Raw genomic sequence first — 16,638 nt, forward strand, 5'->3', positions numbered from 1 at the left:
ATACCTAACAAGCGTCTCCTGTCCCACCGCCGAAGGAGCCCGCATGACTCGGTCCGCCCTGCTGACGCACCAGACGTCCGCACACTACGCCGACACTCTCCACGAGGTCGTCGAGCGACTCGCCGCACGGGTCGCCTCCGTCGCTGCGCCGTTCTCCGGCAGACCCCGTGACGCCCTCGCGCGCCTCGTCGCCGACGTCGACCTCGACGACGCCCCTGTCGGGGAGGCGCGCGCGCTGCGCGAGATCGACGCGATGTTCGTCGAGAACGCCGTGTGGTTCCACCATCCCGCGTACGCGGCGCACCTCAACTGCCCGGTGGCGGTCGCCGCCGTCGCCGCCGAGGCGGTGCTGGCGGCGGTGAACACCTCGGTCGACACCTACGACCAGTCGACGGTCGCCACCTTCATGGAGCGTCGCCTCGTGGGATGGACGGCGCGCCGGATCGGGTTCGACGGCGGCGACGGCGTCTTCACCTCCGGCGGGACGCAGTCCAACCTGCACGCGCTCTTCCTCGCCCGCGAGCACGCGCTCGCCGTGCACGGGTCGGGCGTCCTCACCGGTGCCGAGCGCGCCTCCCTGCAGCAGCGTCTCCTCGTCGTGGCCACGCAAGGCAGCCACTTCAGCGTCCAGAAGTCGGCACTCCTCCTCGGCCTAGGGGAGGACGCCGTGGTCACCGTGCCCACCGACGGCGACGGGCGCATGGACCCCGCGGCGCTCACGATGACGCTCGACGTCATCGCACGGACCGACCGGATCCCGATGGCGGTGGTGGCGACGGCGGGGACGACCGACCGCGGGTGCCTCGACCCGCTCGACGCGGTCGCCGACGCGTGCGACGCCGTCGGGGCGTGGCTGCACGTCGACGCCGCCTACGGCTGCGGGCTCCTCGTCTCGCCGACGCGACGCCACCTGCTCGCGGGCATCGAGCGCGCCCGCTCGGTCACGGTCGACTTCCACAAGAGCTTCTTCCAACCCGTCTCGTCGAGTGCGCTGGTCGTCCGAGACCCCGCCGACCTCGCACGCACCGGATGGCACGCCGCCTACCTCAACCCCGACGACGCCGAGGAGCCGAACCTGGTGGACACGTCGCTCCAGACCACGCGACGCTTCGACGCGCTCAAGCTGTGGGTGACGCTGCGGGCGCTCGGTGCCGACGGCGTCGGCGCGCTCTTCGACCGCGTCCTCGACCTCGCGGCCGACGTCCACCGGGTCGTCGACGCGGACCCGGACCTGCGCCTGCTCGCACGGACGGACCTGAGCACCGTGCTGTTCCGCTACCAGCCGTCCGGGACGTCCGACGCGGAGGCCGACCGGCTCGTGCCCGAGGTCCGGGCCGCCCTGCTCGCCTCCGGGCGCGCGATGGTCGCCAAGACGGTCCTCGACGGCCGGCCGTGCCTCAAGCTCACCCTGCTGAACCCCGACGCCACCCTCGACGACGTACGCGGCGTGCTCGAGCTCGTGAAGACGGAGGGGTCGGCCCACCGTCGCCGCCCGGTGGAGGTGGCCCGATGACCTACGACCTCGTCGGCATCGGCATCGGGCCGTTCAACCTCGGGCTCGCGTGCCTCGCGGACCCGCTGGACGAGATCGACGCCGTCTTCCTCGACACCGCGCCGGAGTTCCGCTGGCACCCCGGGATGATGCTCGAGGGCTCGACCATCCAGGTCCCGTTCCTCGCCGACCTGGTGACGATGGCGGACCCCACCTCGCGGTTCTCGTTCCTGAGCTTCCTCAAGGCCACCGGCCGGCTCTACCCGTTCTACATCCGTGAGAGCTTCTACCCGCTGCGCGCCGAGTACGACGCGTACTGCCGGTGGGCGGCCGACCAGCTCGACGCCCTGCGGTGGGGGCGTCACGTGGAGGCTGTCACCTACGACCCGCGCGACGACACGTACGTGGTGCACGCGCGGTGCGCCGACGGCACCACCGAGACGTACCGTGCCCGCCACGTCGTGCTCGGCACGGGCACCCGCCCGGTGGTCCCGACGGCGGCGCACGGGCTCGACGGCCCCTGGCTGCACAGCGCCGACTACCTCCCGCACCGCGAGGCCCTGCGCGAGGCGCGCAGCATCACCGTCGTCGGGAGCGGGCAGTCCGCGGCCGAGATCTACCGCGACCTGCTCGAGGACGTGCACGACCACGCGTACCGGCTCGACTGGGTCACGCGCTCGCCACGGTTCTTCCCGATGGAGTACACGAAGCTGACGCTGGAGATGACCTCGCCGGAGTACACCGACCACTTCCACGCGCTGCCGCTCGAGCTGCGCCAGCTCCTCGGGCGTGAGCAGCGCGCGCTCTACAAGGGCATCAGCGGGGACCTCGTGGACGACATCTACGACACCCTCTACCGCAAGAGCGTCGAGCGGCCCGTCCCGACGACGCTGCTCACCGACACGGCGCTGGTCGGTGCCGCGTGGACGGGGGAGGAGTACGTGCTGCGGCTGCGCCACGACCAGCTCGGCGAGGAGTACGAGCGCCGCACGGAGCGACTCGTCCTCGCGACCGGGTACGCGGCCACGGTGCCCGCCTTCGTGGACCCCGTACGCCACCTCCTTGCGTTCGACGAGCTCGGACGCTTCGCGGTCGGCCGCGACTACGCCGTGGACGGCGATCGGCGTCGGGTGTTCGTGCAGAACGGCGAGGAGCATACGCACGGCGTCACCGCGCCCGACCTCGGGTTCGGCCCGTGGCGCAGCTCGACGATCCTGGCCGCGATCACCGGGCGCGAGGTCTACCCGATCGAGCGACGCATCGCCTTCCAGGAGTTCGGCGTGCCCGCCGGCGCGGAGCCCGTGGGGACCCGCACGGATGCGGGGGTGGGCCGGCGATGACCGCACGCATGACGACGGCCACCGCCGTGGGCGAGATCGTCGTGCGGCCCGCGGAGCCGGCGCGCGACGCCGCGCTGCTGCAGAGCTGGCTGCGCGACCCGCACGCCGCGTTCTGGCAGATGGGCGACCTCGACGTCGGCCAGGTGCACGACTACCTCGAGACGATCGAGGCCGACCCGCACCAGGCGGCGTGGCTCGGCTCCGTGGGCGACGCGTCGACCTTTTTCGCCGAGACGTACGACCCCGCCCACGTCCTGCTCACCGACGTCCACGACGCGCAGCCCGGCGACCTCGGGATGCACGTGCTGGTGTCGGCGCCACGGGGGAGACCGCGGCACGGGCTGACCGGCCACGTGATGGCCGCGGTGATGCGGCTGTGCTTCGACACGCTGGGTGCGCAGCGCGTGGTCGTGGAGCCCGACGTGCGCAACGACGCCATCGCCCGCAAGAACGCCGACGCCGGGTTCCGCGTGGTGCGCGACGTCCCGCTCGGTGACAAGACCGCCCGCCTCTCGGTGTGCACGCGCGCCGACTTCGCCGCCAGCCGACTCGCAGGAGGAGACCGATGACGTACGACGCCGCCCACCTCAACCCGGAGGCGATGGCGCACGCCCAGCGTCACCTCGTGGCGAAGGCGCTCGCCGAGTTCTCCCACGAGCGGCTGCTGGCGCCGGAGGCGGTCGGCGACGGACGCTACGAGGTCGCCCTGTGCGACGGGGCGGTGGTCTACCGGTTCGCCGCGCAGCGTCTCCAGCTCGAGCACTGGGTCGTCGACGAGCGCTCGCTGAGCCGGCTCGTCGACGGGAGCCCCGCCGACCTCGACGCGAGCGCCCTCGTCCTGGAGCTGCAGCCGCTCCTGGAGATCCCGGAGCACCTCCTCTCCACCTACCTCGAGGAGATCGCCGCCACGCTCGCCTCCGCGGCGTACAAGCGCCACGCGGGCGGGCCGTCGGCGGACGCCCTCCTGACCGCCGACCTCCAGACGGTCGAGTCCGCGATGACCGAGGGCCACCCCGGGTTCGTGGCGAACAACGGCCGTATCGGGTTCGGGCTCGACGCCTACCGCCGCTACGCCCCCGAGGTGGGGCGGCCCTTCGCGCTGCACTGGGTCGCCGTGCGCCGCGACGCGAGCAACCTCGCGCTCGGAGCAGGTCTGGACGAGCACGCGCTGTACGAGGGCGAGCTCGACGCGGGCGAGCGCGAGCGGTTCACCGCGGCGCTCGCCGACGCCGACGTCGACCCGGCGGCGTACCGGCTCCTGCCGGTGCACCCGTGGCAGTGGGACGCGCGGCTCGCGGTCACCTTCGCGCCGGAGGTCGCGCGACGTGACCTCGTCCCGCTCGGACCGGGGAAGGACGTGTACCAGGCGCAGCAGTCGATCCGGACCATGTTCAACCTCTCGCGCCCTGACCGCCACTACGTGAAGACCGCGCTCGCGATCCAGAACATGGGGTTCCTCCGCGGACTGTCGCCTGCGTACATGCGGGCCACCCCGGCGATCAACGACTGGGTGGCGGCCCTCGTCGAGGGCGACGAGACGCTGACGGCGTGCGGCTTCGGGGTGCTGCGCGAGCGCGCCGCGATCGGCTACACCGGCGACGTCTACCACCGCACCCCGACACCGTCGGCACACCGCAAGATGGTCGCCGCCCTGTGGCGCGAGAGTCCGGTGACCCGGGTCGGCACCGGTGAGCGGCTGGCCACCATGGCCTCGCTCCTGCACCGCGACCACGACGGCGTCGCGTACGCATCCGCGATGGTCCGCGCCGCGGGGATCGGCGCCGAGGAGTGGGTCGCGCAGTACCTCCACGCCTACCTGCGCCCGGTGGTCCACTGCCTCCTCGCGCACGACCTGGCGTTCATGCCGCACGGCGAGAACGTGATCCTCTTGATCTCCGACCACGTCCCGCGGCGCGCGCTCATGAAGGACATCGGTGAGGAGGTCGCCCTGCTCCGCGCGCACGAGCTGCCCGAGGAGGTCGCCCGGATCCGCCAGCCGGTCGACGCCGACGAGCAGGCGCTCGCGGTCTTCACCGACGTCTTCGACGGGGTCCTGCGCCACCTCGCCGGCATCCTGCACGTCGACGGCGTGCTGACGGAGGACCGCTTCTGGGCGCTGGTCGCCGCCTGCGTCGACCGGTACGCCACCGAGCACCCTGGGCTCGCGTCGCGCGTCGACCTGCGCGCGGACCGGTTCGCCCACTCGTGCCTCAACCGGCTCCAGCTGCGCAACACTCTGCAGATGGTCGATCTCGCCAGCCAGTCGGAGTCGTTGATCTACGCCGGGACGCTGACGAACCCGATCGCGCGCGCCGGCGCAAGGGTGCCCGCGTGACCGCCCGGCTCTACCGCGACGCCTGCGGCATCCCTCACGTGCGGGCGGACTCCTGGCTGGAGCTGGCCGAGGCGCAGGGCCGCGTGACGGCGCGTGACCGCGGCGACCAGATCCAGCTCGAGCACCTGCGTACCGAGGGCCGTCTCGCTGCGCGCCTCGGCGCGGCGGGGGTGCCGTGGGACGTGTTCGCTCGCCAGGCGCGTCTCGCGGACACGGCCCGCGCCGCGTACGACGCCCTCGCACGCGACGACCAGGAGTGGGTCGCGTCCTACGTCGGCGGGGTGAACGCGGTGCTGCCCGAGGCCCGATGGCCGGACTGGGCGCCGCTCGGGGTCCTGCACGTCGCGCACGTGCTCTTCTCGGACCTGCCCGGGCTGCTGTGGCGCGAGCACGTGCTCCGCTCGCTCGGTCGGACGCACGGCGAGGACGTCGTCGACCTCTTCCAGTCCGATGCGGGTGGCTCGGGGAGCAACGCGTGGGCGGTGCACGGCTCCCGCACGCGGTCCGGACTCCCGCTCCTCGCCGGCGACCCGCACCGCGTGATCGAGATCCCCGGTGTCTACCAGCAGGTCCGGCTGGCCTGCCCCGGCACCGACGTGGTGGGGCTGGCGTTCCCCGGCGTGCCCGGCATCGCCCACTTCGGCCATGCCGGGAGCGTCGCGTGGGGCATCACGAACGCGATGGCGCACCACGTCGACGTCTTCCGCGAGCGGTTGAGAGGAACCACCGACGGCGGCGTCGAGGCGTACGGTCCGGCGGGGTGGGAGCCAGCCGCCTGGGGGACGGAGCGAGTCGAGGTGCGCGGCGGTGCCTCGCTCGAGGTGCCCTGGGTGGAGACGTCGCGCGGTGTCGTCGTCGCGGGGCTCGACGCCCTGCCCGCGTACGGGACCGAGCGTGCCGCGTACTCCGTCCGCTTCCCCGCCCGGGCGGGCGCGGACCTCGGCATCGCCGCGCTACGGCAGCTGCTGCGGGCGCGCTGCGCGGACGACGTCGCCACGGCGTTCGCCAGATGGGTCGACCCCGTGAACCGCGTGCTGGTGGCTGACCGCGACGGCACGACGCTCAGCCTCACGGCGGGGCGCGTGCCCGACACCGGCGCCGCCGCGAGGCGGCTCCCGCGCGACGCCTGGAGCGACGGCGCGGCCGGCGTCGCCTGGCAGGCGATGCCACCGGCCCGTCGCGTCGACGACCACGCCGTCGACGCGAACGAACGCCCCGACGACCCCGAGCGGTCGTTCGGCTACGCGTACGCAGCGCCGTACCGTGCGGAGCGGATCCGTAGGCGCCTGGCGGCGCTGGAGGACGAGCCGGTCGGCGTCGAGGAGATGGCGTCGATCCACGGCGACACGGTCTCGCTCGGTGCGGACGCGCTGCTGCGGCACCTCCCCGACGCGCACGACGACGCGCTCACCCCTGCCGCGCGTGCCCTCGCCGCGCGCCTGCGCGGGTGGGACCGCGACATGACGGCCGACAGCGAGGACGCCGGGGCGTACGCCGCGTGGCGGTCGGCGCTCGTCCAGAAGGTGGCCGCGCTGCCCGCCCTCGCTCCGCTGCACGCGCCGCACGGGATGGGGGACGTCTACGCGCCCTGGATGGACGTGCGGGCACGCGTCGGCGACGGCCTGCTCGACCTTCTCGACGGCCTCGGACCGGCGGCGTCGCTCGGCGTCGACGCCGCTGCGCTGGCACGCGACGCGCTCGACGACGTCGCCGCGCAGCCGCCGGAGCCGTGGGGCGAGCGCCACCGCCTGGACCCGGTGCACGTGCTCGCCGGTGTCCCAGACGCGTCCTTCGCCGACGTCGCGGCGGCAGCGCTGTCCGGTGACACCGACACCGTCCGCGCGACGGCGAGCACCCCGGGGGTCAGCGACCGCTGCTGGCGAGGATCGGTCGCCCGCTGGGTCTGGGACCTCGCCGACCGCGACGCCAGCCGCTGGGGTGTCCCGTTCGGTGCGGCCGGCGCCCCGCACAGCCCGCACGCCACCGACCAGCTCGAGACCTGGCTCGACGCAGGCACGACACCGGTCGTCACCGCCTGGGAAGCCCTGAGCGAGGAGGCGCTGGCATGAGCGCGGAGGTGGACGCCCGTCTGACGGCAGGTGCACGCGGCGAGGTCGTGCACACCGACCACGTGGACGGGTTCGGGACGGTGACCGTCCGGGTGCTCGACCCCGACGGAGACCTCGACCTGCTCCACCGGTGGGTCACCGCCGACCGCGCGCGCTTCTGGGGGCTTCAGGACCTGGACGCGCAGGAGCTGCGCGACCTCTACGCGTACGTCGACGGGCTCACGACCCACCACGCGTACCTCGTGTGCCGCGACGGCGACCCGTTCGCGCTGATCCAGACCTACGTGCCCGAGCACGACCCGGTGGGGGAGTACTACGACCCCGAACCCGGTGACGTGGGCCTGCACCTCTTCCTCGGCGAGCACGTCGGGACCCGCGAGCAGCAGTGGGCGGTGATGCTGCAGACCTTCGTCGGATTCGTCCTGGGGCCTGCGTCCACCCGCAGGATCGTGGTCGAGCCCGACGTGCGCAACGTCCGTGTGCTGCGCGTGCTCGAGAGGCTCGGGTTCACCGGCGGCGCGCAGGTCAGCCTCCCGGGGAAGACGGCACGGCTGGCCTTCCTGGAGCGAACGCGCGCCGACCACCGGCTCGCGCGGATGTGGGCGGACCTCCACGGCGCGGCGTCGCAACAGGGGATGCCTGAGGGCGGCCACGACGGCTAGGATCGCCTCCGCACAACCATGGCGGCGCAGGGTGCGCCTCCCGTCCTGAGGGGAGCGCGCGTTGGGCGGAGACTCACTCGACCAGGTGGTGTTCTGGGCGGTCGTCGCGGCACGGCTCCTCGTCCCGCTGCTGGTCTTCAAGTTCCCGCTCCCGGCGATCGTCGCGTGCATGCTGCTCGACGGCGTGGACCAGACGATCTTCCAGACCTTCACCTCGCTCGACCTGTCGCACTACCAGAGCTACGACAAGGCGCTGGACATCTACTACCTCGCGCTCGCGTACGTCTCGACGATGCGCAACTGGGCGAGCCGCCCGGCCTTCGAGGTGGCGCGGTTCCTCTTCTACTACCGCCTGGTCGGGACCGCGATCTTCGAGCTCACCGGCGGGACGCACCGGTGGCTGCTGCTGATCTTCCCCAACACCTTCGAGTACTTCTTCATCTTCTACGAGATCGTGCGCACCCGATGGGACCCGAAACGCTTCTCCTTGCGCTGGTGGATCGCCGCTGCGGCAGTGATCTGGGTCGTCATCAAGCTCCCGCAAGAGGCGTGGATCCACGTCTTCAAGCTCGACCTGACCGACACCATGCGTGACGTGCCGTGGTTCACGCCGGCGCTCGTGGTCGCCGTCCTCGCGCTGGCCGCCGTGCTGTGGTTCGTCGTCCGCCCGCGGCTCGCTCCGGCGGACCACCCCTGGGCGTTCGCCGCCGGGGCGATCCCCACCGCGATCGACGACGAGCGCGAGCGCGCCGCGCTGCGTGTCGCCTACGGGCGGGTCTTCGACAGCTGGCTCCTCGAGAAGGTCGTGGTGGTCGCGCTCGTGAGCATGATCATCGCCAACATCGTCCCGAGCGTGACGGCGACGCCGGTCGAGATCGCCGTGAGCTGCGGCGTGCTCATCGTCGTCAACTCCTTCATCGGACTCTGGACGGCGCGTCGCGGCGGCGGTCTGCGCTCCGTCCTCGCGGCGTTCGTCGTGCTGTCCGCGCTCAACATCGGCCTCGTCCTCGCGGCGAGCCTGATCGTCCCCACCAACGAACGCTTCTTCCTCACGGCAGGCTTCTTCTTCGTGTTCCTCCTGACGCTGATCGTCACGCTCTACGACCGCTACCGTCCCGTGCTCGACGTCCGCACCGGCGTCGTCCGCCCCGTGCCGCTGCGCGCGCAGGTGGAGGCGGCCTCGTGACCGCGGGGCTGGGGCTCGCCGGACCCCGCAGCGTGCTGGTCCTCGTGACCGGTGGCACGGCCACCATGGGCGGCGGTGCCGACGGGCTCGAGGTGACGGCCGAGGGCGTCGACGGGCTGCGCGCGATCGTCGACGCCTGGTCGGTGGCGCGTCAGGTGCGTGCCGACCTCGTCCTCGACCACCCGCTGCGCGACAGCGCCGAGATGGGACCCGCGGACTGGACGCGCTGGCACCGCCAGATCCGAGCCGCGCTGCCCTCGGTCGCCGGGGTCGTCGTCGTCCACGGCACCGACAGCATGGCCTTCAGCGCGGCGGCGCTCGCGTTCGCGCTCGCCGACGCGCCTCGGCCAGTCGTCCTCACCGGGGCCCAGCGGGGTCCGGGCGAGCCCGGGAGCGACGTCGCGGACAACCTCCGCCTCGCGCTGGACACCGTGGTGGCAGGGCGGGGCGGCGTGTCGCTGGCGTTCGCCGGCCAGGTCCGGGCGGCCGCGACGATCTGGAAGCGGTCCACCACCGACCTCGACGGGTTCGCCGGGCTCGTCGGGACGAGTCGTCGACTGTCGCTCTACCTGCCGTTGGGCGGTTTCACCGGCTTCGACGAGGACCGGTTCGTCGCACTCGCGACCGTCTCGCTGGAGCAGTGGCACGACCAGCTCATGTGGTCGAGGCCGCCGTCCGGGGTGGTCCTCCGGGTGTTCGGGGGCGGCACCGCCCCGCAGGACAAGGTCGCGTACGAGCGGCTGGCCGCGCTGCGCGAAGCCGAGGTGCCGGTCGTCGCGGTCAGCCAGATCCCCGCCGCCGCTGTCGACCTGCGCCGGTATGCCGCGGGTCGCGGGCTCCTCGAGCACGGTGTCGTGAGCTGCGGCTGCATGACGACCGAGGCGGCGTTCGCCAAGCTGCACTACCTCATCGCGAGCGGGCTCCCGTACGACGAGATCCGCCGTCTCTTGTCGGTGGACCTCGTCGGCGAGGGTCGCAGCCGCGGGTAGATCGAATGTCCGTTTAGTCCGATTGCAAACACTCTGTCCCTGACCCTCGCGCGGAGGGACGCTCGTTGCTGGTGCGCTTCGTCCGGAGCGCCTGCCGTCTCGGGAGTCCCACACGCGAGGAGAGCATCATGGCCACCACCATCGGGCAGGAGACCTCCGCACCAGAGGTCGCCCCGCCACCCGCACCCGAGTCCACGACACCGACGAAGCCGATCCACCACGGGACGGTCCAGCGCGGCGTCGACATGATCCCGTCGTCGTCGTTCAAGTCCGGGCGCTTCGGGCGCATGTTCCGCCACCTGCCCGTCTTCGCGCACACCGCCGACGACATGACGGCGCTCGCCCAACGGATGGTCGAGCCGGCGGGCCCACCCGCGGAGAACCCTGAGATCCCGTCGGGCTACACCTACTTCGGGCAGTTCGTGGACCACGACGTCACCTTCGACCCCGTGTCGAGCCTGCGTCGGCAGAACGATCCCGACGCGCTCCACAACTTCCGGACGCCCCGCTTCGACCTGGACTCGATGTACGGCCGCGGCCCCGCCGACCAGCCGTACCTGTACGACGACTCCGGGCCCGTCACCAAGATGCGTCTGGGAGAGGACGTGGGCGTCGTCTCGGGCGAGACGAGCGGCGCCGGTCCGGACCTGCCGCGCAACGAGCCGCGCGAGCGTGCCGGCCAGCCCGTCTTCTTCGGGCGCGCACTGACCGGGGACCCGCGCAACGACGAGAACCTGCTCGTGTCCCAGCTGCACCTCACGATGCTGCAGTTCCACAACCGCGTCGCCGACGTCGTCGGCGCGACCACACCGCTGACCGGTGACGACGCGTTCAAGGAGACGCAGCGGCTGGTGCGCTGGCACTACCAGTGGGTCGTCGTGCACGACTTCCTGCGCCGGATCGTCGGCCAGGCCGTCATCGACGACATCCTGCGGACCGACAGCTACGTGGCCGACTCCTCGGGATCGACCATCGCCCTCGTCCGTCCGAGCTTCCAGTTCTACAAGCCCGCGAACAACGCGTACATCCCGGTGGAGTTCGCGGTGGCCGCCTACCGCTTCGGACACTCGATGATCCGCGGCCGCTACCACATCAACGACTTCGTGAAGAACGCCCGAGCCGACCAGGGGCCGATCCCGATCTTCGGGCCCGAGCTGCCGCCGGACGAGCTCTCGAACCTCAACGGCTTCCGTCGGCTGCCTCCGCAGTGGGCCGTCGAGTGGAAGTTCCTCGTCGACATGCCTGGCGCCGACACGCCGCCGCAGCCGTCGCTGCCGATCGACACCAAGCTGGCCCGCCCGCTGGCCGACCTGCCGCTGTCGGTGGCCGCTCACCCGCCGCACGCGCTGGCCGAGCGCAACCTCCAGCGCGGCGTCGCGCTCGGGCTCCCTGCCGGCAACACGGTCGCCCGCGCGATGGGGATCGAACCCCTCGACGCCGGCACCCTGGGCATCGCAGACCTCAGCGAGGACCTGCGGCTCCACCCGCCGCTGTGGTTCTACATCCTGAAGGAGGCCGAGGTGCTGGCCGCGGGCAAGCGGCTCGGCCCCGTCGGTGGACGGATCGTCGCCGAGGTCCTGCTGGGGATGCTCAACGAAGACCCGCTCTCGTACCTCAGCGTCGAGCCGAACTGGAAGCCGCAGGCTCCGATGGCCCGCGACGACGGCACGTTCGACCTGCCGCAGCTCCTGCGGTTCGCGAAGGAGGCATGAGCCGACAGGCCCTAGCCTGGCCGACATGGCCAGCGCCGCGGTCCACGTCGGGATCTCCGGGTGGAGCTATGCCCGCTGGCACGGCGACTACTACCCCGACGATGTCAACCAGCGCGACGAGCTCGCGTACGTGGCGGGGCGCCCTGAGCACGGTCGAGGTCAACGCCAGCTTCTACCGCTTGCAGCGACCGTCGACGTACGAGCGGTGGTACGACACCACGCCCGACGGCTTCGGCTTCGCGGTGAAGGGCAGTCGTTTCCTCACCCACCAGCGCCGCCTGCGAGATCCCGAGGTGCCGCTGGCCACCTTCCTCGCCTCGGGGGTGCTGGCGCTCCGGGAGAAGCTCGCCCCGTTCCTGTGGCAGCTGCCTGCAGAAGGGGCGCCGACCCCGGAGCGGCTCGACGCGTTCTGCGCGATGTTGCCGCGCTCGTACGGGGCGGCGGCCGCGCTGGCTGCCGGCCACGGGCCGCAGATCGACGAGTCTCGGACGTGGCTCCCCCCGGACGGGAAGGGCGCACGCCGGCCGCTTGCGCACGCCGTGGAGGTCCGCAGCGAGCGGGCGCTCGACGAGGTGACCGAGATCCTCCGGCGCCACGGGATGGCGCTCGTCGTCTCCGACGGTGCCGGCACCTGGCCGTTGATCGAGCGCGCGACCGCCGACTTCGCGTACGTCCGCCTGCACGGTCACACGCGGCTCTACCACGGCGGCTACTCCGACCACCGGCTGCGGCGCTGGGCCGACCGGATCCGCGGCTGGGGCGTCGAGACGTGGGTGTACTTCGACAACGACGCGGACGGCCGCGCCCCCTACGACGCCGAGCGCCTCGCGCGCCGGATGCGGTGACGCCCGACGGTGGCGGTGGGACGGGGATGTGCTGTGGGCCATAGACGCGGCCAGGCGCTGAGGCGACCTGGTGCACGGGGGCCGAGCGGTCAACTAGGCTGGCGCGGGTGAGTACCGCCACACCCCTCGCGTCACGCCGCAGTTGGCGTGTCGCCCGCGTGGGCATGGCCGCCTCGCTGACTCTCTGCGTCGCTCTGCTCGGCCACGTCGCGGGTGGGGGATCGGCGCCCGGAGGAGCGCCCTTCGTCGTCGCCGTCGTGGCTGCGGTGGCCTTCGCGTCCGTGCTCTCGCGGCACCGCTGGACCCTCCGTACGCTCACCGCGCTCGTCGTGGGCGTCCAAGGTGGGGTCCACCTCTGGTGCCTCGTGGTGGCACCGTCCGGCGGGGCCGGGGCTGCGGTCTCCGGCGGAGCCATGCTCCTCGGGCATGCGCTCGCCACCGCCGCGACCGTCGCGCTCCTGCAGCACGGCGAGGACGCGCTGTGGGCGCTGACCGACGCGGTCCTCAGACGTCCTGCGCGTCGGCTCGCGTTCGCGGGGTGCGCGCAGGAGGTCGTCTTCAGCGTCGAGGCGCCCGTCGTGGTCGAGTCGCCCGCCACGCAGCTGCGCAGCCTCCTGCTCGGTACGGCTCTCTCGCGCCGTGGGCCGCCGGCGCGTGCCTGACCCGCCGCGCACCTCACCCTCCGAGCAGAGAGAACCCAGCACTCCCATGAACAAGCTCGCCCTGCCCTCCGGCATCCTCGCCGGAGCCGCAGCCCTCGTCCTCGCCACCGCGGCGCCGGCCTCCGCCCACGTCGGCGTGGACGCTCCCGACGCCGCGAAGGGCGGTTGGGCGACCCTGTCCTTCCGGGTCCCGACCGAGTCCGACACCGCCAGCACCACCGCCGTCACCGTCTCCTTCCCCGAGGGCGCGTCGTTCGACTACGTCGCTACCCGCACCAAGCCCGGCTGGACCGTCACGAAGGTCGAAGGGAAGTCGGTGACCTGGACGGCCGAGAAGGGCACCGGCATCGCCCCTGGGGAGTTCGACGTGTTCGACCTCCGGGTCGGCCCGTTGCCCACCGACGTCGACGCGCTCGAGTTCCCGGCGACCCAGGCGTACTCCGACGGCACCACGGTCGCCTGGGACCAGCCCACCCCGGAGAGCGGAGAGGAGCCGGAGCGTCCGGCGCCGGTCGTGACGCTCGCCGAGGCCGGTGACGACGGCCACGGCGCTCACGGCGCGGCCACCGACGACTCCGCCGCGGAGGAGGCCGCAGAGGCCGACGACTCCGACGGCGTCGACGGGTGGCTCGTCGGTGGTGTCGCCGTTCTGGCGCTCGCCGTCGGTGCGCTCGTCGCCAGCGTCGTCCGCAGGCGGCCGCGCACCTCATGAGCCCCACTCCGGCCGGCACCGTCGTCCGCGGCCTCGCGCTCGTCCTCCTCGCCGCCGTCGGCCTGCTCCTCGTGGGCAGCCCGACGGCCCACGGGCACGCCGTCCTGGTGTCGACGACGCCCGAGGACGGCGCGACCGTCGCCACGATGCCGAACGAGATCGTGCTCACGTTCAACGAGCGCGTGACCACTCCCGCCTACGTGGTCGCCGAGGCACCCGACGGCACCAAGGTGGCGTCGGGGGAGGCGCGCACCGACGGGACGAGCGTGCGCGCCACGACGGAGCCGGCCGGTATCGCGGGGAAGTACCGCATCTCGTACCGCGTGGTCTCGGCCGACGGCCATCCGATCAGCGGCTCGGTGTACGTCACCGTGACCGAGGGGCGTACCGTCGAGACGACCCGCGAAGACGACGGGGACACGGACGCTGGGTTCGTCCACGAGCACCGGGCACACTTCCTGTGGGGTGCGGCAGGAGTGGTCGCCGCTGCCGCGCTGCTGCTGTGGCCGCGGCGACGTGAAGACAAGGAGGACGCGTGATGGCCGGCTCGGCACGTTGGGTCGTCGGGGCGTTCCTCGCGACGTTCGCGACCCTGTACGCGGCGCTGGCGCTGGGCGCCGCCCTCCCTGAGCCTGCCCCGTTGGGGATCCCTGATCCCGGCCTGTTCACGCAGTGGGCGGTGCCGGTCGCGCGGGTGCTGTCCGACCTCGCGGCGCTGGTGACGGTCGGGTTCCTCACGACCGCCGCGTTCCTCCTGCCGTCGCGCGGGCCGGAGGTGCAGGGGCTTGCGGCCCGCTGCGTCCGTCTGGCCTCCACAGCGGCGTGGGCGTGGGCGGCGACCACACTCGTCCTCTTCGTGTTCAGCACCTCGGACCTGTTCGCGACGCCCCCGTCAGCGCTCTCGTGGAACCTCTTCACCGAGTACGGCACCGGTGCCGAGACCGGACGCGCCCAGCTGGCGCAGATCGTCATCGCGCTGCTCGTCGCGCTCCTCGCCCGGAGGACGTTCAGCGTCCGGGCGGCCGCACTGCTGCTCGGGCTCGCGCTGGGCGGTCTGGTCCCGCAGGCGATGTCGGGCCACTCCGCCGGCGCCGGCGCGCACGACCTCGCGATCGTGAGCATGCTGCTGCACCTGGTCGGCGCCGCCCTGTGGGTCGGCGGCCTCGCCGGTCTCGCGTGGATCGCCCTCAAGGGAAGCCGCCGTCTCCCGGCCGCGGTGACGCGGTTCTCGACGCTCGCGGTGTGGTGCGTGGCGATCCTCGCCGTCTCCGGCGTGGTGAACGCCGCCACGCGCATCCAGGGCCTGTCGGACCTGGACTCCCGCTACGCGCTTCTCGTGGGCGTCAAGGTCCTCGCTCTCGCCGGGCTCTCCGCCCTCGGGTTCGTCCACCGCCGCGTGTCGGTCGCCGCCCTTGAGCGGGTCGACGGCCTGTCGGACGACGCCGCGGTGCGCGGCCCAGCCCGTCGGCTGTTCCTGCGCATCGCCGCGGTCGAGCTCGTCGTCATGGGCATGACGGTCGCGGTGGCGGTCGCGCTCTCGCGGACGCCGACGCCGCGCCCGGACGACCTGTACGACACGACGGTCAACGCGATCCTCGGCGGCCCGCTGCCGCCCGCGCCGACCCTCGGCCGCCTCCTGTGGGGCTTCACCCCGAACGGCGTGGGCCTCGCCGTGGTCGCGCTCTGCCTCGCGCTCTACGTCAAGGGCCTGCTGATCATGCGCCGCCGCGGCGACCGCTGGCCGGTCGGCCGGACGGTCTCGTGGATGACCGGTCTGGTGATGGTCGCGTGGGCGACCTTCGGCGGGCTCGGCGTCTACTCCCATGTCCTGTTCAGCGCGCACATGGTGTCGCACATGGTGCTGAGCATGGTCGCACCCATCCTGCTGGTCCTCGGCGCGCCGGTGACGCTCGCGCTCCGTACCCTCCCGGGCCCCCGCGGCAAGGGAGACGTGTCGCCTCGGCAGATGCTCGTGTCGCTGCTGCACACCCGGTTCGTCAGCGTCGTGACCCACCCCCTGTTCGCCGCCGCGATCTTCGTGGGGAGCCTGTACGGGCTCTACTTCACGCCGATCTTCGAGACGGCGATGGAGAGCCACGTCGGGCACGGCCTGATGGAGCTGCACTTCCTCGCGGCGGGCGCGCTCTTCTACTACGTGATCATCGGCGTCGATCCGTCTCCGCGCCGGATCGCCCCGCTGTGGCGGTTCGTGATCTTGATGGTGACGATCCCGTTCCACGCGTTCTTCTCGATCTCGCTGATGGCGATGACCGGCGTGATCGCCGACGGGTACTACCAGCAGCTCGACCGCCCGTACGCGACCGACCTGCTCGCCGACCAGTACCTCGGCGGCGGGATCGCGTGGGCGATGGGCGAGGTGCCGCTGGTGATCGTGATGGGGGCGCTGTTCGTGCAGTGGTTCCGCTCCGACTCGCGCGAGGCGACCCGCCACGACCGCAACGCCAGCAAGAACGACGACGCCGACCTCGCCGCGTACAACGCCTACCTCGCCGGGCTCGCGAACCGTCCCGCCCCCGAGCGCAAGGTGCCCCAGCGCGAGGCGACCGACGGCGGAGCCGACGAAGCCCGGTCGGACGAGTCCGACCGGGCTCCGCGAGGCTAGCTCTGCGGGGA

The 16,638-nt window shown here is 72.6% G+C and carries 14 protein-coding genes; all 14 read left to right on the plus strand.

Going from position 1 to position 16,638, the window contains the following annotated elements; all coding sequences use genetic code 11:
• The first annotated feature begins 43 nt into the window (after positions 1 to 43).
• Positions 44 to 1,513: a pyridoxal phosphate-dependent decarboxylase family protein gene (locus tag NYZ95_RS16910; protein WP_262852503.1), complete on the plus strand. Its 1,470-nt coding sequence runs from the start codon at positions 44 to 46 to the stop codon at positions 1,511 to 1,513.
• Positions 1,510 to 2,832: a lysine N(6)-hydroxylase/L-ornithine N(5)-oxygenase family protein gene (locus NYZ95_RS16915; RefSeq protein ID WP_262852504.1), complete on the plus strand. Its 1,323-nt coding sequence runs from the start codon at positions 1,510 to 1,512 to the stop codon at positions 2,830 to 2,832. Before NYZ95_RS16910 ends, NYZ95_RS16915 begins: the two co-directional genes overlap by 4 nt.
• A complete protein-coding gene (locus tag NYZ95_RS16920; RefSeq protein ID WP_262852505.1) occupies positions 2,829 to 3,401 on the plus strand; it encodes a GNAT family N-acetyltransferase in 573 nt (190 codons plus the stop codon). Before NYZ95_RS16915 ends, NYZ95_RS16920 begins: the two co-directional genes overlap by 4 nt.
• On the plus strand, positions 3,398 to 5,167 hold the full coding sequence (locus NYZ95_RS16925; RefSeq protein WP_262852506.1) for an IucA/IucC family protein: 1,770 nt from the start codon (positions 3,398 to 3,400) through the stop codon (positions 5,165 to 5,167). Before NYZ95_RS16920 ends, NYZ95_RS16925 begins: the two co-directional genes overlap by 4 nt.
• On the plus strand, positions 5,164 to 7,236 hold the full coding sequence (locus NYZ95_RS16930) for a penicillin acylase family protein (RefSeq protein WP_262852507.1): 2,073 nt from the start codon (positions 5,164 to 5,166) through the stop codon (positions 7,234 to 7,236). The genes NYZ95_RS16925 and NYZ95_RS16930 overlap by 4 nt, the downstream gene beginning before the upstream one ends.
• Positions 7,233 to 7,898 carry a GNAT family N-acetyltransferase gene (locus tag NYZ95_RS16935; RefSeq protein ID WP_262852508.1) on the plus strand — a complete coding sequence of 222 codons (666 nt, stop codon included), beginning with the start codon at positions 7,233 to 7,235 and terminating at the stop codon, positions 7,896 to 7,898. Before NYZ95_RS16930 ends, NYZ95_RS16935 begins: the two co-directional genes overlap by 4 nt.
• Positions 7,899 to 7,959: 61 nt before the next feature.
• Complete coding sequence (locus tag NYZ95_RS16940; protein WP_262852509.1) at positions 7,960 to 9,084, plus strand: hypothetical protein; 1,125 nt, start codon at positions 7,960 to 7,962, stop codon at positions 9,082 to 9,084.
• On the plus strand, positions 9,081 to 10,073 hold the full coding sequence (locus NYZ95_RS16945; protein WP_262852510.1) for an asparaginase domain-containing protein: 993 nt from the start codon (positions 9,081 to 9,083) through the stop codon (positions 10,071 to 10,073). Before NYZ95_RS16940 ends, NYZ95_RS16945 begins: the two co-directional genes overlap by 4 nt.
• A 128-nt stretch (positions 10,074 to 10,201) precedes the next feature.
• A complete protein-coding gene (locus NYZ95_RS16950) occupies positions 10,202 to 11,785 on the plus strand; it encodes a peroxidase family protein (protein ID WP_262852511.1) in 1,584 nt (527 codons plus the stop codon).
• Positions 11,786 to 11,886: 101 nt separating this feature from the next.
• Entirely contained in the window at positions 11,887 to 12,630 is a 744-nt protein-coding gene (locus NYZ95_RS16955) for a DUF72 domain-containing protein (protein WP_262852512.1), read from the plus strand.
• Positions 12,631 to 12,737: 107 nt separating this feature from the next.
• On the plus strand, positions 12,738 to 13,292 hold the full coding sequence (locus tag NYZ95_RS16960; protein WP_262852513.1) for a hypothetical protein: 555 nt from the start codon (positions 12,738 to 12,740) through the stop codon (positions 13,290 to 13,292).
• 46 nt (positions 13,293 to 13,338) lie between these two features.
• Positions 13,339 to 14,004 carry a YcnI family copper-binding membrane protein gene (locus NYZ95_RS16965; protein WP_262852514.1) on the plus strand — a complete coding sequence of 222 codons (666 nt, stop codon included), beginning with the start codon at positions 13,339 to 13,341 and terminating at the stop codon, positions 14,002 to 14,004.
• Positions 14,001 to 14,543 (plus strand): copper resistance CopC family protein, encoded by a 543-nt coding sequence (locus tag NYZ95_RS16970; RefSeq protein ID WP_262852515.1) that lies wholly within the window; start codon positions 14,001 to 14,003, stop codon positions 14,541 to 14,543. Before NYZ95_RS16965 ends, NYZ95_RS16970 begins: the two co-directional genes overlap by 4 nt.
• The gene (locus NYZ95_RS16975; protein ID WP_262852516.1) at positions 14,543 to 16,627 is read left to right on the plus strand and encodes a bifunctional copper resistance protein CopD/cytochrome c oxidase assembly protein; all 2,085 of its coding nucleotides are present in this window, start codon (positions 14,543 to 14,545) and stop codon (positions 16,625 to 16,627) included. The genes NYZ95_RS16970 and NYZ95_RS16975 overlap by 1 nt, the downstream gene beginning before the upstream one ends.
• Positions 16,628 to 16,638 lie beyond the last annotated feature (11 nt).

Origin of the sequence: Mumia quercus (assembly GCF_025506335.1) — a bacterium.
Lineage (GTDB): Bacteria > Actinomycetota > Actinomycetes > Propionibacteriales > Nocardioidaceae > Mumia > Mumia quercus.